Annotated in this window: 21 protein-coding genes; 11 read left to right on the top strand and 10 right to left on the bottom strand. The window is 42.1% G+C overall.

Annotated elements, in window-relative coordinates; all coding sequences use genetic code 11:
* The first annotated feature begins 89 nt into the window (after positions 1 to 89).
* Complete coding sequence (locus tag BacF7301_RS21255) at positions 90 to 1,532, top strand: tetratricopeptide repeat protein (protein WP_167965991.1); 1,443 nt, start codon at positions 90 to 92, stop codon at positions 1,530 to 1,532.
* A 34-nt stretch (positions 1,533 to 1,566) separates the two neighbouring features.
* Positions 1,567 to 2,205, top strand: a complete 639-nt coding sequence (locus tag BacF7301_RS21260) for a DedA family protein (protein ID WP_167965993.1) — start codon at positions 1,567 to 1,569, stop codon at positions 2,203 to 2,205.
* Between the two features lie 104 nt (positions 2,206 to 2,309).
* On the opposite strand, the gene BacF7301_RS21265 is transcribed toward BacF7301_RS21260, so the two are convergent.
* Both BacF7301_RS21265 and tpx read right to left on the bottom strand, forming a co-directional pair.
* The gene (locus BacF7301_RS21265) at positions 2,310 to 3,194 is read right to left on the bottom strand and encodes a DUF3078 domain-containing protein (RefSeq protein ID WP_167965995.1); all 885 of its coding nucleotides are present in this window, start codon (positions 3,192 to 3,194) and stop codon (positions 2,310 to 2,312) included.
* Between the two features lie 162 nt (positions 3,195 to 3,356).
* Positions 3,357 to 3,857 (bottom strand): thiol peroxidase, encoded by a 501-nt coding sequence (gene tpx, locus BacF7301_RS21270; RefSeq protein WP_022137852.1) that lies wholly within the window; start codon positions 3,855 to 3,857, stop codon positions 3,357 to 3,359.
* 137 nt (positions 3,858 to 3,994) lie between these two features.
* Between tpx and BacF7301_RS21275 the strand changes: the two genes are divergently transcribed.
* The 4 genes from BacF7301_RS21275 (at position 3,995) to BacF7301_RS21290 (ending at position 6,795) form a co-directional block, all read left to right on the top strand.
* Positions 3,995 to 4,558, top strand: a complete 564-nt coding sequence (locus BacF7301_RS21275) for an HdeD family acid-resistance protein (RefSeq protein ID WP_167965997.1) — start codon at positions 3,995 to 3,997, stop codon at positions 4,556 to 4,558.
* 83 nt (positions 4,559 to 4,641) lie between these two features.
* Positions 4,642 to 5,121, top strand: coding sequence for a DUF4494 domain-containing protein (locus BacF7301_RS21280; protein WP_167965999.1), 480 nt, complete (start codon positions 4,642 to 4,644; stop codon positions 5,119 to 5,121).
* A gap of 6 nt (positions 5,122 to 5,127) precedes the next feature.
* A complete protein-coding gene (locus tag BacF7301_RS21285; protein WP_167966001.1) occupies positions 5,128 to 5,802 on the top strand; it encodes a YggS family pyridoxal phosphate-dependent enzyme in 675 nt (224 codons plus the stop codon).
* Between the two features lie 15 nt (positions 5,803 to 5,817).
* Positions 5,818 to 6,795, top strand: coding sequence for a dihydroorotate dehydrogenase-like protein (locus BacF7301_RS21290; RefSeq protein WP_167966003.1), 978 nt, complete (start codon positions 5,818 to 5,820; stop codon positions 6,793 to 6,795).
* A 111-nt stretch (positions 6,796 to 6,906) separates the two neighbouring features.
* On the opposite strand, the gene BacF7301_RS21295 is transcribed toward BacF7301_RS21290, so the two are convergent.
* Positions 6,907 to 8,232 carry a PhoH family protein gene (locus tag BacF7301_RS21295; protein ID WP_167966005.1) on the bottom strand — a complete coding sequence of 442 codons (1,326 nt, stop codon included), beginning with the start codon at positions 8,230 to 8,232 and terminating at the stop codon, positions 6,907 to 6,909.
* 132 nt (positions 8,233 to 8,364) lie between these two features.
* Between BacF7301_RS21295 and BacF7301_RS21300 the strand changes: the two genes are divergently transcribed.
* On the top strand, positions 8,365 to 9,861 hold the full coding sequence (locus BacF7301_RS21300; RefSeq protein ID WP_167966007.1) for a bifunctional folylpolyglutamate synthase/dihydrofolate synthase: 1,497 nt from the start codon (positions 8,365 to 8,367) through the stop codon (positions 9,859 to 9,861).
* Here the strand turns inward: BacF7301_RS21300 and BacF7301_RS21305 are convergent.
* The 5 genes from BacF7301_RS21305 to BacF7301_RS21325 form a co-directional block, all read right to left on the bottom strand.
* Complete coding sequence (locus BacF7301_RS21305; protein WP_022137846.1) at positions 9,829 to 10,203, bottom strand: RidA family protein; 375 nt, start codon at positions 10,201 to 10,203, stop codon at positions 9,829 to 9,831. The genes BacF7301_RS21300 and BacF7301_RS21305 overlap by 33 nt on opposite strands.
* Before the next feature lie 42 nt (positions 10,204 to 10,245).
* Positions 10,246 to 11,085 carry a hypothetical protein gene (locus BacF7301_RS21310; protein WP_167966009.1) on the bottom strand — a complete coding sequence of 280 codons (840 nt, stop codon included), beginning with the start codon at positions 11,083 to 11,085 and terminating at the stop codon, positions 10,246 to 10,248.
* 1 nt (position 11,086) lies between these two features.
* Complete coding sequence (locus BacF7301_RS21315; RefSeq protein WP_167966011.1) at positions 11,087 to 12,193, bottom strand: AAA family ATPase; 1,107 nt, start codon at positions 12,191 to 12,193, stop codon at positions 11,087 to 11,089.
* Positions 12,190 to 13,371, bottom strand: coding sequence for a DUF262 domain-containing protein (locus BacF7301_RS21320; RefSeq protein WP_167966013.1), 1,182 nt, complete (start codon positions 13,369 to 13,371; stop codon positions 12,190 to 12,192). The genes BacF7301_RS21315 and BacF7301_RS21320 overlap by 4 nt, the downstream gene beginning before the upstream one ends.
* 105 nt (positions 13,372 to 13,476) lie before the next feature.
* Positions 13,477 to 13,836 (bottom strand): hypothetical protein, encoded by a 360-nt coding sequence (locus BacF7301_RS21325; RefSeq protein WP_167966015.1) that lies wholly within the window; start codon positions 13,834 to 13,836, stop codon positions 13,477 to 13,479.
* A 151-nt stretch (positions 13,837 to 13,987) separates the two neighbouring features.
* Between BacF7301_RS21325 and BacF7301_RS21330 the strand changes: the two genes are divergently transcribed.
* The 4 genes from BacF7301_RS21330 (at position 13,988) to BacF7301_RS21345 (ending at position 17,729) form a co-directional block, all read left to right on the top strand.
* On the top strand, positions 13,988 to 16,354 hold the full coding sequence (locus BacF7301_RS21330; protein ID WP_167966017.1) for a DUF3987 domain-containing protein: 2,367 nt from the start codon (positions 13,988 to 13,990) through the stop codon (positions 16,352 to 16,354).
* Between the two features lie 249 nt (positions 16,355 to 16,603).
* Entirely contained in the window at positions 16,604 to 17,080 is a 477-nt protein-coding gene (locus tag BacF7301_RS21335; RefSeq protein ID WP_167966018.1) for an HU family DNA-binding protein, read from the top strand.
* An 86-nt stretch (positions 17,081 to 17,166) separates the two neighbouring features.
* Positions 17,167 to 17,265 carry a smalltalk protein gene (locus BacF7301_RS21340; protein ID WP_156149973.1) on the top strand — a complete coding sequence of 33 codons (99 nt, stop codon included), beginning with the start codon at positions 17,167 to 17,169 and terminating at the stop codon, positions 17,263 to 17,265.
* Between the two features lie 20 nt (positions 17,266 to 17,285).
* Entirely contained in the window at positions 17,286 to 17,729 is a 444-nt protein-coding gene (locus tag BacF7301_RS21345; RefSeq protein WP_167966019.1) for an N-acetylmuramoyl-L-alanine amidase, read from the top strand.
* 61 nt (positions 17,730 to 17,790) lie between these two features.
* Here BacF7301_RS21345 and BacF7301_RS21350 read toward each other — a convergent pair whose 3' ends face one another.
* Positions 17,791 to 18,105, bottom strand: coding sequence for a hypothetical protein (locus tag BacF7301_RS21350; protein WP_167966020.1), 315 nt, complete (start codon positions 18,103 to 18,105; stop codon positions 17,791 to 17,793).
* Positions 18,102 to 18,296, bottom strand: a complete 195-nt coding sequence (locus tag BacF7301_RS21355; RefSeq protein ID WP_167966021.1) for a hypothetical protein — start codon at positions 18,294 to 18,296, stop codon at positions 18,102 to 18,104. The genes BacF7301_RS21350 and BacF7301_RS21355 overlap by 4 nt, the downstream gene beginning before the upstream one ends.
* Between the last annotated feature and the right edge of the window lie 22 nt (positions 18,297 to 18,318).

Raw genomic sequence — 18,318 nt, forward strand, 5'->3', positions numbered from 1 at the left:
GACTTTATAAAATGGGGCTGTGACAAAAGAGAGAATGAACACTTTTGCAACAGCCCCATCTTAGCAATCAAAAAAACGATAAAATAAAAATGGGTAGAAAAAATTCACCGTCCGCAAAAAAAGAACTAGTCGAGCTAATCACAAACTACGAAGCTGCCAAAGCCGAGGATCGACAAATCTACCTGGACGGAGATCAACTGGCTGACATTGCCGACTGGTATGCCACCGAACGAAAATTTGCCGAAGCGCAGGAAGTCATCAGTTACGGACTTCATCTGCACCCCGGAAGCACAGACTTGCTGATAGAACAGGCTTATCTTTACCTGGACACCCAAAAACTGCAAAAAGCAAAGACAGTAGCCGCCGCCATCACCGAAGAATACGAACCTGACGTGAAGATGCTGAAAGCCGAACTACTGCTGAACGAAGGGAAACTGGAAGAAGCCCAGGAGCTTCTGAACTCAATAGAAGATGCCGACGACCTTGTCACCATCACCGATATTGTATATCTTTTCCTGGATTTGGGTTATCCTGAAAATGCCAAAGAATGGCTGGAAAGAGGAAAATCACGATATGCCGACGAACAGGATTACCTGGCTCTTACCGCTGATTATCTATTCGCCACTCACCAGACGGAAGTCGCAATCGAAGCTTACAACAAACTGATTGACAAAGCTCCTTACAATGCATCCTACTGGATGGGACTGGCAAAATGCCACTTTATCGAAGAGAATGTAGACAAGACCATCGAAGCTTGTGATTTCGCACTGGCAGCCGACGAAAATTACGGAGAAGCCTATGCCTACAAGGCACATAGTTTTTTCTATCTGAACAATTCGGATGAAGCCATCGAGAATTACGGGAAGGCTATTAATTACAAGTCAATCCCCCCCGAACTGGGCTATATGTTCATGGGATTGTCCTACGCCAATAAAGAAGATTGGCAGAAAGCCGACGATTATTATACAAAGGTAATCGACTGCTTTGAAAAGGAAGGAGACAGAGACTCTATATTGTTGATAGACACATATACCAGTAAAGCCTTTGCCCTCTCCCATCTGCAAAGATATGAAGAAGCGCATCAGCTCTGCGACAAAGCCAAGAAGCTAGGCCCCGACGAAGGACTTATCTACCTGACGGACGGAAAAGTATATCTGGCGGAAGAAATGGAAGACCTGGCATCCGAAGCTTTCCAACAGGCTATAGAACTTAATCCCGGTGTGGAAATGTGTTATATGGTTGCTTCCACCTATTCGGAAAACGACTATCTGTATGAAGCGAAAGAATACTACGAGATGGCCTACAAGCTCGACCCGAAGTATGAATTAGTGACGGAAAAGCTAAGTGTTCTCTGTCTCATGAGCAACGAAATAGAAAATTTCTTCAAATACAACAGTGAATGTAAGAGCCCGCTCGGATTGGACGTCATCGAGGACTTGCTTGCCAGTCCCAATCATAGGGAGGAAGATGAAAAGACACTCAAGGAGGTATTGAAGCGCATGAAAAAAGAGAATAAAAAGAAAGGAAAATAATCAATCAATTAAATAAACTCTATCCCTAAAAAACATGGAATCAGTAGCTTTTATCCAGTGGTGTCTGGATCATTTAAATTATTGGACTATCACCTTATTAATGACCATCGAAAGTTCTTTTATACCTTTCCCTTCGGAAGTGGTCATCCCGCCGGCAGCCTACAAAGCTGCAGTCAACGACGAGCTTAATATTTATCTGGTAGTTTTATTCGCTACTATCGGGGCAAATATCGGAGCGTTAATCAACTATTACCTGGCTAAATGGCTGGGACGTCCCATCATCTACAAATTTGCCAATAGCCGTATCGGTCATATGTGCCTGATTGATGAAGAGAAAGTACGCAATGCCGAAATTTATTTCGACAAACACGGCGCATTGTCCACCTTTATCGGCCGTTTGATTCCCGCTGTCCGCCAATTGATTTCAATTCCTGCCGGACTGGCTCAGATGAAATTGCATACATTCCTGATATATACCACTTTGGGAGCCGGATTATGGAATACTATCTTAGCTATTATCGGTTACCACCTGGCTAAAGTTCCCGGCATCGAAAGCGAAGCACAGCTTATAGCTAAAGTGACGGAATACAGCCACGAAATAGGCTATGTCTTTATTGCCATCGCCGTATTTGTCGTTGCATTCCTCATTTATAAGGGGATGAAGAAGAAGTAATATATTTTAGGCACGGATTTCACGGATTAACGCGGTTGTTTAATGATATATTTTATTAAAACCGTGTAATCCGTGAAATCCGTGCCTGAATCTTCTCTTTAATTTTAGAAGTTGAATTGTACTCCCACTCCCAATATTTCCTTGAACTGTACGCGTGCACCTTTCGTACCGTCCTTTTGCGTAATCTTCACATCATCATCATACATCAGGTTAGTGGTCAATGTAGTTGAGAACCACTTATTGATAATCATATTCACTTGCACTTCCCAGTTGACATCTATATTCAGAGGTTTATGCAAATAATCGGAATATAAGTCCAGACGTGAATATACAGTCATATTTTTCAAGAATTCATATTTCACTTCCCCTTTCAGGTTCGCTCCGAAACTGGACAGCAAGTGCTTGCCGGGATCAACTCCGTAAGCTCCTTCGTCAGAGAGACGGTCATTCAGGACAAATGTGCCACGCCAGGAAGCAGGAGACAATACGACCGTAAATATCTTGCCCGGATCATACGTGAATCCCAAACCCGTAGTCAGATAACCCGGAGACATAAATTCGGAGATAGAAACATCCTTATTGACCGAATAGTCATATCCCGGAGAGAACTGGGTCTGAAAAGTGGCGAATGCGCTGGCATACCAGTTCTTGGCAATGGAATAACCATAATTCGTATTCAGATAGATTTTATCATTTGCCTTTCTTGTACCTTGATCGCCGGTCTTATTCAATCCATAGGCCAATTCGATACGATTGTTCCACAAATGCTTTCCTTTCTTATAATTAATCTGATAAGTACCTTGCAAGTCAAAAGCAACGGAGTTGTCACCACCGGCAGCCCAATTGGTGAGACTGACCTGTGTCAGTTTCAGTCCGGCAAACCCTTCTTTTGTCCAGGGAGAAGTTTGTGTACTATCGGCAGTCTGCGCCGAAAGAGTTCCAGCGCCCGTACATAACAGGGCGATGAATAGAGTTTTCATTTTGTTCATGATAGTCGAGGTTTAGTGTAGAAAAAAACACAACCTAACAAGAACATAAGTCTGGCGAAATACCAAACTCATTACCAGTTCTCATTAGGTCAAAATCTTTAGATAAGTATCAGCCGCAATCACTTGTCAGCCGCAATTATTATTTTATACTTAATACTTATATTATTTTATCGCTGCGAGTGCCTTGTCATAGTCAGGCTCCTGTGTAATTTCAGGAACAAGCTCCGTATAAGCCACTTTACCATCTTTACCGATTACGACTACCGCACGTGCCAAAAGTCCCGCCAATGGGCCGTCCGCCATACGTACACCGTAACTTTCATCAAAATCAGAGAAGCGGAAATCCGACAATGGAACCACGTTCTCGATGCCTTCGGTCGTACAGAAACGAGCGTGTGCAAACGGAAGGTCTTTAGAGATAGCCAATACGACTGTATCCTTCATGCCGGCAGCCATCTTATTAAACTTACGTACAGACGTAGCGCATACGCTTGTATCCAGACTCGGGAAAATATTCAAAATCACATTTTTACCATTCAAGTCTTTCAGAGAGAAAGAAGATAAATCTGTTTTTACCAATTCGAAGTCAGGAGCGACTTTACCTACTTGTATAAATTCACCGATCAGTTTCACCGGTTGTCCTTTGAAATTTGTTGTTGCCATAATGCTTTTATATTTAAAATTTACTTTATATAGAAAACAACTATTACCAAAAAAATGTTCACGGAGAAACATTTCTAAATGCAGTTTGTTATTCCACAACGAAATCACCCTAGTAATCAACTTAAAAAATAAAATGTATGGAAACTGTATTTAATGAGATTCAACACTCGGTAAAAAACTGGTGGACTTCCCTTCTTTTAGGTATTGTATATGTTATTGTAGCCCTTTGGCTCATGTTCTCCCCCTTGAGCAGTTATGTAGCTCTCAGCATCGTTTTCAGCGTATCCATGCTGATAAGCGGTATCCTGGAAATCATCTTTGCCCTTAGTAATAAGAAAGGTGTACCCAGTTGGGGATGGTATGTCGTAGGCGGATTGATTGACCTCGTCCTGGGTATCTACCTGGTTGCCTATCCGCTAGTCAGCATGGAAGTTATTCCGTTCATCATAGCCTTCTGGCTGATGTTCCGCGGCTTCTCCTCTACCGGCTATTCCATCGACCTGAAACGTTACGGAACCCGCGACTGGGGCTGGTATATGGCTTTCGGTATCCTCGCCATCCTCTGCTCGCTATTGATATTGTGGCAACCTGCCGTCGGAGCACTCTACGCAGTGTACATGATTTCTTTTACTTTCCTCATTATCGGACTTTTCCGCATCATGCTTTCATTTGAACTAAAAAATCTGCATAAAAGAAAATAAAAAGCTTTCGGCACTTACTTTGGTATTTTGTTTATCTTTGTAGGCAATTTACATAAATCAATTAATTTAAAAGGAAGAAAATTATGGCAATGCATACATGGTTTGAATGTAAAATCCGTTATGAGAAAGTAATGGAGAACGGAATGCAAAAAAAAGTAACCGAACCTTATCTCGTTGACGCGCTTAGCTTTACAGAAGCCGAAGCACGCATCATCGAAGAAATGACTCCGTTTATGACCGGAGAGTTTACCGTTTCTGACATCAAACGTGCCAATTATAGCGAACTTTTTCCCAGCGACGAAGAAAGTGCCGACCGCTGGTTCAAATGCAAACTTATTTTCATCACGCTGGATGAAAAAAGCGGTGCGGAGAAAAAGACTTCCACACAAGTATTGGTACAGGCTGCCGACTTGCGTGACGCAGTGAAGAAACTGGACGAAGGCATGAAGGGAACAATGGCGGATTATCAAATCGGCATGGTGTCCGAGACGCCGTTAATGGACGTTTATCCATACAGTGCCGGCCCGAATGACAAACCGGAGTTTGATCCGTCAAAAGCATAAGTGACAATGAGTATTGCTGACAATTTAAAGCAAGTGCTGGCCGAACTCCCCCAAGGAGTCCGGCTGGTTGCTGTCTCAAAGTTCCATCCCAATGAAGCGATAGAAGAAGCATATCAGGCGGGACAGCGTATTTTTGGAGAAAGCAAAGTGCAGGAAATGACAGCTAAATACGAAAGTTTGCCCAAAGACATCGAATGGCATTTTATCGGACACCTGCAAAGTAACAAAATCAAGTACATGATACCATACGTAGCTATGATACATGGAATTGACACTTACAAATTACTGACAGAAGTCAACAAGCAAGCTGTCAAAGCAGGACGCGCCGTAAACTGCCTGTTACAGATACACGTAGCGCAGGAAGAGACAAAATTCGGTTTCAGCCCTGCAGAATGCAAGGAGATGCTGAACGCCGGAGAATGGAAAGAACTGACCCACGTGCGCATCTGCGGGTTGATGGGAATGGCTAGCAACACCGATAATATTGAACAAATCAACCGGGAATTCTGTTTACTTGATAGGCTCTTTAATGAGCTCAAAGAAACTTGGTTCGCCGGCTCGGATGATTTCCGGGAGTTGTCGATGGGAATGTCACACGACTATCACGAAGCAATTGCCGCAGGAAGTACCTTGGTACGGGTGGGAAGCAAGATTTTCGGAGAACGCAATTATAATATTTAACCAATCATTATGACCATGACCGATTTAAAAACTACTTTCGCAGGGCTTTCTCTCAGAAACCCTATCATTATCAGTAGCTCGGGACTGACCAACAGTGTCGGCAAAAATAAAAAGCTGGCCGAAGAAGGTGCCGGCGCTATCGTCCTGAAATCACTGTTCGAAGAACAGATTATGCTGGAAGCAGAACAACTGCGTGATCCGGCTTTCTCTGCTGAAGGCAGCGATTATCTGGAAGAGTATATCCGTGAACACAAGTTGTCCGAATACCTGAGTTTGATTAAGGAAAGCAAGAAGGTTTGTCCTATTCCTATCATTGCCAGTATCAACTGCTACTCTGATTCCGAATGGGTGGACTTTGCCAAGCAAATCGAAGAAGCCGGTGCCGACGCATTGGAAATCAATATCCTTGCGTTGCAGTCGGACGTACAATATGCGTATGGTTCTTTTGAGCAACGTCACATTGATATTCTCCGCCACATCAAAAAGACAATCAGTATTCCGGTTATCATGAAACTGGGTGACAACCTGACGAATCCCGTAGCACTGATCGACCAGCTCTACGCTAACGGTGCGGCAGCAGTTGTCCTCTTCAACCGTTTCTATCAGCCGGACATCAATATCGAGAAACTGGAGCACATCTCCGGTGAAGTATTCAGCAATGCTTCCGACCTCGCCACTCCGCTTCGCTGGATTGGAATTGCGTCGGCCGCAGTAGACAAAATCGACTATGCGGCATCTGGTGGTGTTGCCAATGCAGAATCAGTAGTAAAAGCGATTCTTGCCGGCGCATCGGCCGTAGAAGTATGTAGCGCTGTCTACCTGAACACCAACGCATTCATCGGAGAAGCGACACGCTTCCTCTCCGCATGGATGGCACGAAAAGGTTTCAACAGCATTGCCCAGTTCAAAGGCAAACTGAATACGAAGGATGTGAAAGGTATCAATACCTTCGAACGTACGCAATTCTTGAAATATTTCGGGAAGAAAGAATAAGAGAAAAAGTAAAAGGCAAAAATCAGGCACGGATTACACAGATTACGCGGTTTAAGATAATTGGAAAAACCGTGAAATCCGTGTAATCCGTGCCTATTTTATTTTTCGTTATTACATCAAGTTACTAGCCAACTCACTCAACTCGCTTCGTTCACCCTTCAACAGGTTGACGTGCGCAAAGAGATTCTGGTCCTTCATGCGGTCAATCATATATACCAGGCCATTGGACTGACTATCCAGATACGGTTGGTCAATCTGCTGAATATCCCCCGTAAACACCATCTTCGTACCTTCGCCTGCACGGGTGATGATTGTTTTTATTTCATTCGGAGTCAGGTTCTGCGCTTCGTCGATAATGCAATACATTTCGCTCAAGCTACGTCCACGGATAAATGCCAGTGCCTCAATCACCAGTTGCTCGCTTTTCTGCATATCTTCGATACGCTTCACTTCCGTAGAACTAGCGGCAAACTGACGCTTAATCACATTCAGGTTGTCAAACAACGGTTGCATATAAGGAGCAACCTTTTCCTGTGCATCTCCCGGCAGGAAACCGATGTCCTTGTTAGAAAGAGCAACAATAGGACGTGCCAGCAAAATCTGCTTATAGTCAGTCAACTTGCCCAAAGCGGCTGCCAAAGCCAGCAATGTCTTACCTGTCCCCGCCTTTCCGGTCAGTGCCACCAGTTTGATGTTCGGGTCGTTCAGAATCTCAAAAGCAAAGCTCTGTTCGGCGTTACGAGGTTCGATTCCATAGTTTTTGCCTTTCATCACCCGGCAGATAGAATGAGTGAAAGGATTGTAACGTGCCAGTACACTATTCCGGTCGCTCTTCAACACGAAACATTCATTAGGATGAATCAGGTCTTTAAAGTCAAACTCGCTCAAGTCGATACCTTCTTTAGAAGAATAGATACGGTCGATCAATGCCGGGTCTACATTTTCAAAGATTTCATTAGACTTTTCAAAGATATCCACATTGGCTACCTTATCCGTGATATAATCTTCGCAAAGCAGGCCGATGGAACGGGCTTTCATGCGCAGGTTCACATCCTTAGTCACCAGGATACACTTCACATCCGGATATTTGGTCGTCAGATACTCAGTCGCCGCCAGAATCAGATGGTCGGGTTTCTTGATAGGGAAAGAGTCCCACACTTTGGTAGCTTCCACCTTACTGGTCACCACGAACAGACGTCCCAAGCCTTCGCCCAATTTCACTCCGTCAGTGAAAAGTTCGTCGCTGGTCAGCACATCCAGTTCGCGTACAAACTCACGGGCATTGAAATTAATCTGCTCGTTCCCTTTCTTGAACTTATCCAGTTCTTCGAGTACGACAAGAGGGAGATAGATATCATTTTCCTGGAAATTCTTCAAGCAATTACTGTCGTGAAGAATAACATTTGTGTCTAGTACAAAATTTTTCTTAGTTCCCATGATTTCTTAGATTTAAATGTTGATATTTGCAATCTCAAATCGTCAACCCCGCATATATCGTAGGATTGACGGTTCTAAAGATAAACAAATTAGCGGGCAATAAAGATTGCCTTGAGTTAAATTTTATAAAACATGGATTATCAGAACACTTTAAAGTACTTATATGAAAGTGTGCCTATGTTTCAACAAATAGGAAGCAAAGCATATAAGCCGGGGTTAGAGACAACACACAAATTGGACGAACATTTCGGGCATCCTCATCAACAATTCAAAACGATACATATCGCAGGAACAAACGGAAAAGGTTCTTGCTCACATACTATCGCGGCAGTATTGCAGTGCGCCGGCTACCGGGTCGGATTATTCACTTCCCCTCACCTGATTGATTTCCGCGAACGCATCCGCATTAATGGAGAGATGATACCTGAAGAGTATGTAGTCAATTTCGTAGAAGAGCACCGCGCTTTCTTCGAGCCGCTGCACCCTTCTTTTTTTGAACTGACCACTGCCATGGCGTTCCGCTATTTTGCCGATCAGAAAGTGGACGTGGCGGTAATCGAAGTAGGTATGGGCGGGAGACTGGACTGCACGAACATCATCCATCCGGATTTGTCCGTCATCACCAATATCGGTCTTGACCACACCCAATACCTGGGTGACACACTGACAAAGATTGCCAAAGAGAAGGCAGGTATCATCAAAGAAGGTGTTCCGGTCGTTATCGGTAGAGCCAAAGGAGCGGTGAGACGTGTGTTCACCATGAAAGCCAAAGAAAAGAATGCGCCCATCGTATATGCGCAGGAATTTGACCCGCTCTACAAAATGGCGATGGTTTCTTATCCGGAGTTGCAAAAAGAGAGAATAAAAGTGGACGACGCAATACAGGAAATGTATGAGACGATTGAATTGCTCGACAATCAGTCAGAAGAAGAAAGGGCAAACGCGTTCCGGGAAACGATGCTCATACTAACTCCGGAAGACAGTATGCGTGCGATGGACCAAATACTCGACAAAAGAAAAGATTGTATTAGAATCGCCACTCGTGACTTTCCTATCGGGCTTTATACGGAACTGAGCGGCCTCTGCCAATTCGAGAACACGCTCACAATCCTGACAGCTCTTACGATACTAACCCGGCAGAAGAACTACCGCATCAGACATCAAGACTACTACACCGGCTTTGCAAACGTATGTAAGCTCACCGGACTGATGGGGCGCTGGCAGAAAGTGCACAGCTATCCCGACATTATCTGTGACACCGGACACAATGTCGACGGAATCAAATATATCAGTGAGCAGCTTAACTATATCCACCGGGAATCCGGGCAAGAGATTCATATCGTATTCGGCATGGTCAACGATAAGGATATCAGCGGTGTCCTGCAAGTATTGCCGAAAGATGCCACTTACTACTTCACCAAAGCAAGCGTGAAGCGTGCGTTACCTGAAAATGAATTGATGGAACTGGCAAAAAAAGCCGGACTGAAAGGAACATCCTACCCTACTGTAGTGGATGCCGTGCAGGCTGCTAAAAAGAACTGCCCCCCTAAAGACCTTATCTTCGTGGGAGGCAGCAGTTTCATTGTCGCAGATTTGTTAACGAACCGCGATGCACTCAATCTCCACTAATGCATCCTTTGGCAGAGCTTTTACGGCAAACGCCGAGCGTGCCGGGAAAGCTCCGTCGAAATAGGTGGCATACACACCATTCATCCCAGCAAACAGGGACATATCCTGAAGAAAGACAGTAGTTTTGACAATGTTTGCCATTGTCAATCCTGCTTCTTCAAGAATGTGTTTCATATTCTCCAACGACTGGCGTGCCTGTGCTTCTATCCCTTCCGCCATCTCTCCCGTAGCGGCATCAATAGGTAACTGACCCGACACAAATACCATTCCATTGGCTTCTATCGCCTGACTGTAAGGCCCGATAGCTCCGGGCGCTTTCTCACTGCAAATTACTTTTTTCATATTTATTTCTATTTTAGTGACTTTCAAAGATAATATCAGGAGTTAACTCCTATATTTTTCTTGCAATAAACATGCAATCTTTTCAGTTTCTTTTAATGTCCTCCCTGTAGTCTGTATTACTATACCTAAACCTTTATCCGTATTAGTTAATACAATTTCAATTAATCCTGTAGCTGTTACTTTATGGATAAAATCAACGGCATGGCTATTATAAGGAAGCGAATTTATCACTTCTTTTACATAAAGACTTTGACATATTTTCTTGGAAAAATGTACCAAAGTATCAGAACCATGATCTGCCCTTAAATGGATTTTTTTATCACTAGCCAATATCTTACATTCTACTAATTCTACCTCTTTTATATTTTCCGACCAATTTATAAACTCCTCACAAGAAAAGTCCTGTTCAGAGCATACAGACAAGATGTCCATTTCCTGTTGTTCTTCCCCTTCTATCTGCAAATTGTAAAGCAATTTGTTCCAATAATCCGAAGAGTTCAAATTTATCCCAATAGTATTATATAAATAAGCGGCTGCCAAACCATATACCATAGTTTTTTTTGAGTCAATAGTCAAATAGAATTTATTTTTTATATATCTTTCCTCTTCTTCAGAATTATCATCTATGAAAGGATGACATGCCAATCCTAACAGAATTCCTCCAAGTGTTCTCAAATATGGCTGTTTACTATTACAAAAGTCAGTTAAGCTAATATCCTTAGTTAATAGTATCTCATCAAAAGAATTAAGATATCGAATTCTTTTAAAATTATGTTTTTCTGCTTCTTTGTATGTCTTAACCAAGGCTCTAATTCTATTTATTACCTCTGGCATATCTTCAGCTAACGGATAAATCGACTGTTCATTAAAAACTATCTCCATTTCAGATTAATTTAAGTAATTGATTGGTCCACTCATCCATAAAATCTCTAGGATAATCACTTAATTCTCCATTTTCATCTATTCGTATAATTTCTACTTTAGAATATTGCTCACTTTCAGTAGTAATCTTATCGAAATATGCAATACGAACCATTTCTTTTTCTATTAGCTTTTCTTTTACTGCTACACGAACTCCATTAACAATATGATCGCTATGCGTTTCAACAAAAATCTGTGCACCGGTGGCCGCTGCTAAAGATATTAATTTTCCTAATTCAACTTGTCCATGGGGATGAATATGAGATTCTGGATTTTCTATAATGATGACCTCATCTCTATTGGCTTTCAACAATGCAACAATAACAGGAAGAACATAGGAGATACCAAAACCTACATTTTTAGGACGAAAACGATTGGAAAATTGTGTTCCTTTAGAAAACTGATAATCTAACAGAACTTTATCAGTTCCTTGAATTTCAGTAATATTTAATTTAACTCCAGGACTTATTTCCCCTAACCAAGCATCTATCTGATGCAATAATATATCAGATTTTGCTTGGGGATGAAACAAAAGAGGATTAGCAATCTTTTCATTTCCATATTTATTTAAATAATGTACAGCATACTCACCTTGTGTCCCCACTTGTTTATGCTCTACTACATCAATATATGAGGTTTTATAATCTGCCGCAGGCGCTGATCTATCAGCCTCTAAATATTGAAAGTTATTATTAAACAAACTATATTTATTTAATTCGTCAACCGACCAGGAACAATTAGAGTCAAGAGCGTTGCTTTCCGGTTGATATTTTAGTTCACAACGCAAAGACAAGCTTTCTGCACCTTCTTCCATATCACATTGAAAGAAAATTGTATCTCCTTGGTTATCCTGATACATTGCATCTTTTCCTTTTCCTATCTCTGTATAAGGACCGTTGAGAAAGAAACGAGATAACTTTGTGTCCTTATTTTGCCTAAGCAACAATAAACTTTGTATGAATGAAGACTTCCCCATACCATTAAGCCCCATCAATAGGTTCAAATTCTTAGGACTATACTGTATGTCTTTTAAGGATTTGAAATTTAGAACATGTATATTCTTTATCATAACAATTCGATCAATAAGTTTTCAATTTTACCAAATCTATATTTTATACGATTCTTATCTCCTGTTGAAGAAGTGATAGAATCTACAAAGGAAGTGTCAGTATTCATCAAATGAATAAACCGTTCGAATACTAACTCACGTTTATTCATAATTGTATTGCGTTGCTCATCATTTAATTTTGCCAACATTACACTCCAAACTTCAAATAAGGCTTTATTTATCGGTCTACGTTTTTCCTCAATCTTATATACTTTTCTGAATGCCCATTTCCCGAAAACTGTAATAACACATTTCATCGCTTCTGAAAAATTTCTCTTTATTTCGTTCCGCTCCTTTTCAGATAGATTTTTTATTTGCCCCATTGATTTAGTCATAAATGTATCCAAATCAGGTTTATAGTCATTAGGATCATTTATATAAAATGAAACAAATCTAGTTACAAATTCCCTATCCAGCATTCTAACTGGAGAGATAACATATCTTGTTGCTCTTTTAAATTCTTCTAAATTTGCCAACTCCGCAATAAAGCGTGCAGGCATACCTTGATTCAGAGCATGACGAATCTCCTGTGGTTCCAAAACTAATCCACCAGTATTAATCCTTTTAAAAATATTAAACTTCACATCCTCTGGAGTTCCCGGATTAATTATATAAGCTATTATTTCAGCCTCTTCAATTTGTCTTTGAAATGTTCGAGGTAACTCAGAAAAAGTTGAATCATTTAGTTTTTCTAAAAATTCTAGTCCCGTCAACCGCAATGTTTGGTCAACAATAAAATTTTTTAAAGCACTAAGGCGTTGTAAACCATCTACGACTAACCACTTATTATCGTCACTACCATCAAAATAGAATGCAGGAAGAGGAAATTTTATAAGAAGTGATTCTATTAAACGACTTTGCTTCTCCGGATCCCACAAATTCATATTTCTCTGAAAATCAGGAGATAAATCGATTTCATCCTCTTTCAATCTTTTTATGATATTATCCATAGACATTGTTTTTGTTTTAATGTCAATATCTTTCGGATTAAAAGGATTATCCATAACTATCTTATCATCTTCCGTATCATTTTCTACAGACAATTCCTCTTGAAGTTCTTCTAGTTGCTTCCTTTCTTTTTGTTCTTCCGGAGTCAAAAGAGCAAAAAAATCAGGAGATATATTGTTAGAATCTACCATAACATATATTTTATATGGCAAAGATATAAAAAAACAATCTAATAACTTTTGTTTATTTAATATCTTTCTCTAAATGTGATAGAATAACTATTGAGAATATCACTTTCACAAAATTACGCCATCCCATTGCATTATCACCTCCCACTTTTCCGGTCGGACGGCTCCATGTGAACAATGCGGGACTGTAGCAATCACCAAATCACAGTGGGAAGCCAACGCCACCTTTATCTGCTTCAATATCTCATCCATCAAAATCTTCAGATTCAGATTTTTCAGCATACACTGGATTAGCCGCACATACTGATAAATATACTCCTCTTTACCGCGTTTCATCTCACTCAGCAGCCTGTCGGATACAGAGAATTCACCTTGGAAAAACTTATTAGTAAACAATTTATCCTTACTCATTAAACTCACTACCAAATTGCCCAGGAAATCGTAAGATTCCTCTTTTTCTTTTACCATGTTGTCGTATTATTAATAATTTATAATATTCTCGTTTATATTTGGTTTATCAACCCCTTTCCACTTAGGAAAGTAATCCCAAATTTCGTCTGCCTACCTTTGCACCCGTTATCCGATAGTCGGACAGCCAACTCTTAAAAAACAATTTTATATGAAAGCTTTAGAAGAAATCAAAGTATCGGTTTATGAAAATGTGTATTCAAAAAAGCCAAAAGTCATGTCTTTCCTCGAAATCATATTTATGTGCATCCATCCTGTCTATGCCGCCGTCATCAGCACCATCCGCCGTTACCACACGGAAGGTGACCAGGCTGCCGCTCAGAAATTGAAAAGCCAACTGCCCTGCTTCACTCCGGCAGGTACATTCGACGGGGCGCACGCCATCAAGAACTTTCTTCAACACAGTAATATAGTCGGATTAGACTATGATCATGTACTCAATCGACTGGAAGTAATTCAACGTTGCGCAGCAGATCCCCACACAGTAGCCGCCCTTGAAAGTCCTACCGACGGTGTGAAAATCTTCGCCTACGTAGAAGGTATCGAAGGCCGCCATCGTGAAGGACAACTGCTGGTGAGCCAATACTACAACCGCCTGCTCGGACTGGAAAGCGACCCTGCCTGCAAAGATGAAAGCCGCCTTTGCTATTTTACCTATTCGCCCAACGGATATGTCGCCAGCCTTTATCAGTCCTTTGTAATGGAAGCACCCGCCTTCAAGGAAGCACCCGCTTTCAGAGAAAAGCCCGCTTTCAAGAAGAACTCTTCTTCTCCTTTGGAAAATGAAATTCTCCCACCCTTTCCCACTCAAGATTTCACTACGAAAGATGCGTCGGAAGAAGAAATAAAGCAGTTTCTTTCGTCCTACATTTTCCTTAACCCTCTGACTGCCGGACGACGCCATTCCCATCTCTTCAAACTCGCTTGTGAAGCCTGCCGCCGACGCTATCCGCAGGAAAGCATATTACGCGAGCTTACCACGTTTTTCGAACACACGGACTTTCCTGCCGAAGAACTGAAAAGCGTATTATCAGACGGTTACAAGCAAGTAAACGAAAAAACGCCCGCCCCTGCACCGGAAAATAATGCCCTTTGCCAAAAGGACAAAAAGACAAAAAGCACCTATGGTACTTTTGAGAACGCCGACGAAGCAGACGACGCTTACTGGGCAGGTGAGGAATTCCGCAAAACAACGCCTACATTTCCACGGGAAGTGTACAAAAATCTTCCTGAACTTCTTGACGCCTGCATCATCGAGGACGAAAGCGACCGCGAACAGGATATCTCTCTCCTTGCCGTCCTCACAACACTCAGTGCGGCGCTTCCACAGACTTTCGGAATCTATAATCACAAGAAATATTCCACGCACCTTTTTTCCATCATAGATTCACCTGCCGGTAGCGGAAAAAGTATCGTACAAATCGGACGATATCTGCTGGAAGAGATACATGCACGTATCCTCGCCACCAGCGAACAACAGCAGAAAGCTTATCAAACGGCACATAGTGACTGGCAGGCAGAATGCCAGCAAAACAGGAAACAAGGAAAAGCCTGTCCTGAAGAGCCTCAAAGACCGCCTTTCAAAATACTGTTCATTCCCGCCACCACCAGCTACACCCGTATGCAGATACAAATGCAGGACAACGGGGAGCAAGGCAGCATCATCTTCGACACGGAAGCACAAACACTCTCTACCGCCAATCATCTGGATTGCGGCAATTTCGACGATATGCTCCGCAAAGCTTTCGAACACGAAGACATAGACTCCTCTTACAAGGCGAACGGTATGATTCCCATCCACATTCATCATCCCAGGCTATCCTTGTGTCTGACCGGTACTCCCGGACAGGTGGACATTCTGTTGGGCGAGCCGGAAAGAGGTCTGCCAAGCCGTATGCTCATTTATACCTTCCGTGAGATTCCCCATTGGAAAGAGATGGGTGATGATGGCATCTCCCTGGAAGATTTCTTCCAGCCTGTTGCACATCGTGTCTCCGGTTTGTATACTTTCTGCCTCAATCATCCGGTGCTTTTCCATTTCACCCGTCCGCAATGGAACCGGCTGAATGCTATTTTCTCACGCATGCTATCCGAAGTAGTGTTGGAAAGCAACGATGACCTTCAGGCAGTAGTGAAACGTTACGCTTTTCTAGTGATGCGTATCAGCATGATCCAGACCCGCATCCGCCAATTCGAAGCGAATGATGTGTCTACCGATATCTATTGTACGGATACCGATTTCGAACGTTCCCTTCACGTCGTTCTCTGCTGCTACGAGCACAGCCGGCTATTACTTTCGTCCATGGCGGCTTCTTCTGTCCGCCCGCTGAAGAATCCGAACAATATCCGTAATTTTATCAATGAACTTCCGGATACTTTCACAACGGACGAAGCCATCCAGACCGGCGCAAAATACGATTTCAACAACCGCAAGATAACGCGGCTTTTAAAATCGCTCACCGGAGTGAAAATCAGCAAGATATCCCACGGGGTCTACATGAAGATGAAAAACCAATAGCCACATATGTCTTTTTGTCCTTTTGTCCTTTTCAGGGCTGCTTGAAAACATCGGGAGATTTGAAAAAAACATGCCGGTAATTGAAATCAAACATTGGGAAGTTTCGATACAAACATCCCAATGTTTTTTCTTTTTTATTATACGCCCGTGTGCGTCACTATGCATCATGCCGCTTCTCCGATGTAGTACTTTTGTCATGTAATCGATTACAAGACAATTCAGTATTAACAACTTAAAATTTTAATCTTTATGGCACAGAATTATTCTCTCATGGCTCGCAAGAACCTGTTGAAACCGGATGAAGCTCCCAAGTATTATGCAGTAGCGCGCAGCGGTCGCAAGGTGACCGTCAAGGAAGTTTGCAAACGTATCTCCGAACGTTCTTCTTATTCTAAAGGTGAACTGGAAGGTTGTATCGGTGAGTTTCTGCTCGAAATCGTCAATGTCTTGAATGAAGGCAATATCGCCCAGGTAGGTGATTTGGGAAATTTCCGCATGAGTCTCAAAACCGCCACTCCTACCGCAACGGAGAAGGAGTTCAAGGCTTCCTGCATTGATAAAGGCAAGGTGCTGTTCTTCCCCGGAAGCGATCTTCGCAAGTTGTGCAAGACGTTGGATTATGCACTGTATAAAAGTGATTCCAAAGACGATTCGGGAAAAGAGGAACCGCTTCCCGACGGCGGCGGGGATGATAACGACGGAGAAACTCCGGATCCGGCAGCTTAACGGCGGCCGCACTATACTCCCGCTAACTTGTAATTTGAAATTTGCAGCTTGTAGTTTGTAGTTTATAACTTTTAATTAATTGACTTATGAAAAAGCAACTTTGGAAAAACATTCTCCAGTTTATCGTGACTATCGCGACTTCTATCATCTCGGCTATCGGTGTAACGTCCTGCGTGGGACAGTAATATTCGGATTATCTACACACATGGAAAATTCAGAAGAGAATTATCTCCCACGCGAGATTAAATTGTTGGTGATTCATTGCAGCGCGACGCGCTGCAATGTTCCCTTCACCGTAGAGCAACTTCGCCAATGCCATCTGCAACGGGGCTTCAAGGATATCGGTTATCATTTTTATATCATGCGGGACGGAGAAATCCACCATTGCCGCCCGGTATCGGAAATGGGTGCGCACGTGAGAGGATTCAACCGGCATAGTTTAGGAATTTGCTATGAAGGCGGACTGGATGAGGAAGGACGTCCGGCAGATACTAGAAACCAGGCGCAACGCTTCGCACTGCTTGACTTGCTGACGATTCTCAAACACCAGTATCCGGAAGCGAAAATCCTGGGGCATTATCAGTTGAGTGCATCTATTCATAAGGCGTGTCCTTGCTTTGATGCTCAAAAAACTTATTCGGATTTATAGAAAAGGTAACGGGAGACAGCATTTTTGCTATCTCCCGTTATCTTTTTATATAGTAATAAAATCATTCGTGATAAATCAAACTATGGCATGCGTCGTGTATCCTCACTATCTCTTGTCCATCAGGCAATGTATAAATCTGATACGCAAAATGAAAATCTTCACAAATAAACTCTCTATATTCTTTTTCAATCCATTCTTTCTTTAAACGGGCCAAAGGATATATTCTTGCATAATGTCCCAAAGCTTCCATCGCCTCATACAATCTGTTTACTTTATTAATCACAGTTTGTTCATCCAAAGCACGATGTATAGAAAGAGCTATATCATAAAAATCTTCAATAGATGCATGAACATCTTTATCTATAAAGACTTTCATAAATTATGAAAATGATTATGTATCTTTTTAAGGAGTAATTCTTTAGACTCCGCCACAGTCATACATTCTTCATTCAACGTCTTTTGAGATATAGTATGAGTGACTCCACCTTTATCAATACGGCGCTGATAATATACTACTTCCTCGCGTGCAATAGACTTCTCCTTGTCTGGCTTATTTTCCTTTTTCATCTATATATATCTTTTTCTACAA

Origin of the sequence: Bacteroides faecium, assembly GCF_012113595.1 — a bacterium.
GTDB classification, from domain to species: domain Bacteria; phylum Bacteroidota; class Bacteroidia; order Bacteroidales; family Bacteroidaceae; genus Bacteroides; species Bacteroides faecium.

Coding starts and splice junctions, on each gene's coding strand:
- BacF7301_RS21255 (WP_167965991.1), top strand. CDS start 90: ATGGGTAGAAAAAATTCACCGTCCGCAAAAAAAGAACTAGTCGAGCTA.
- BacF7301_RS21260 (WP_167965993.1), top strand. CDS start 1,567: ATGGAATCAGTAGCTTTTATCCAGTGGTGTCTGGATCATTTAAATTAT.
- BacF7301_RS21265 (WP_167965995.1), bottom strand. CDS start 3,194: ATGAACAAAATGAAAACTCTATTCATCGCCCTGTTATGTACGGGCGCT.
- tpx (WP_022137852.1), bottom strand. CDS start 3,857: ATGGCAACAACAAATTTCAAAGGACAACCGGTGAAACTGATCGGTGAA.
- BacF7301_RS21275 (WP_167965997.1), top strand. CDS start 3,995: ATGGAAACTGTATTTAATGAGATTCAACACTCGGTAAAAAACTGGTGG.
- BacF7301_RS21280 (WP_167965999.1), top strand. CDS start 4,642: ATGGCAATGCATACATGGTTTGAATGTAAAATCCGTTATGAGAAAGTA.
- BacF7301_RS21285 (WP_167966001.1), top strand. CDS start 5,128: ATGAGTATTGCTGACAATTTAAAGCAAGTGCTGGCCGAACTCCCCCAA.
- BacF7301_RS21290 (WP_167966003.1), top strand. CDS start 5,818: ATGACCGATTTAAAAACTACTTTCGCAGGGCTTTCTCTCAGAAACCCT.
- BacF7301_RS21295 (WP_167966005.1), bottom strand. CDS start 8,232: ATGGGAACTAAGAAAAATTTTGTACTAGACACAAATGTTATTCTTCAC.
- BacF7301_RS21300 (WP_167966007.1), top strand. CDS start 8,365: ATGGATTATCAGAACACTTTAAAGTACTTATATGAAAGTGTGCCTATG.
- BacF7301_RS21305 (WP_022137846.1), bottom strand. CDS start 10,203: ATGAAAAAAGTAATTTGCAGTGAGAAAGCGCCCGGAGCTATCGGGCCT.
- BacF7301_RS21310 (WP_167966009.1), bottom strand. CDS start 11,085: ATGGAGATAGTTTTTAATGAACAGTCGATTTATCCGTTAGCTGAAGAT.
- BacF7301_RS21315 (WP_167966011.1), bottom strand. CDS start 12,193: ATGATAAAGAATATACATGTTCTAAATTTCAAATCCTTAAAAGACATA.
- BacF7301_RS21320 (WP_167966013.1), bottom strand. CDS start 13,371: ATGGTAGATTCTAACAATATATCTCCTGATTTTTTTGCTCTTTTGACT.
- BacF7301_RS21325 (WP_167966015.1), bottom strand. CDS start 13,836: ATGGTAAAAGAAAAAGAGGAATCTTACGATTTCCTGGGCAATTTGGTA.
- BacF7301_RS21330 (WP_167966017.1), top strand. CDS start 13,988: ATGAAAGCTTTAGAAGAAATCAAAGTATCGGTTTATGAAAATGTGTAT.
- BacF7301_RS21335 (WP_167966018.1), top strand. CDS start 16,604: ATGGCACAGAATTATTCTCTCATGGCTCGCAAGAACCTGTTGAAACCG.
- BacF7301_RS21340 (WP_156149973.1), top strand. CDS start 17,167: ATGAAAAAGCAACTTTGGAAAAACATTCTCCAGTTTATCGTGACTATC.
- BacF7301_RS21345 (WP_167966019.1), top strand. CDS start 17,286: ATGGAAAATTCAGAAGAGAATTATCTCCCACGCGAGATTAAATTGTTG.
- BacF7301_RS21350 (WP_167966020.1), bottom strand. CDS start 18,105: ATGAAAGTCTTTATAGATAAAGATGTTCATGCATCTATTGAAGATTTT.
- BacF7301_RS21355 (WP_167966021.1), bottom strand. CDS start 18,296: ATGAAAAAGGAAAATAAGCCAGACAAGGAGAAGTCTATTGCACGCGAG.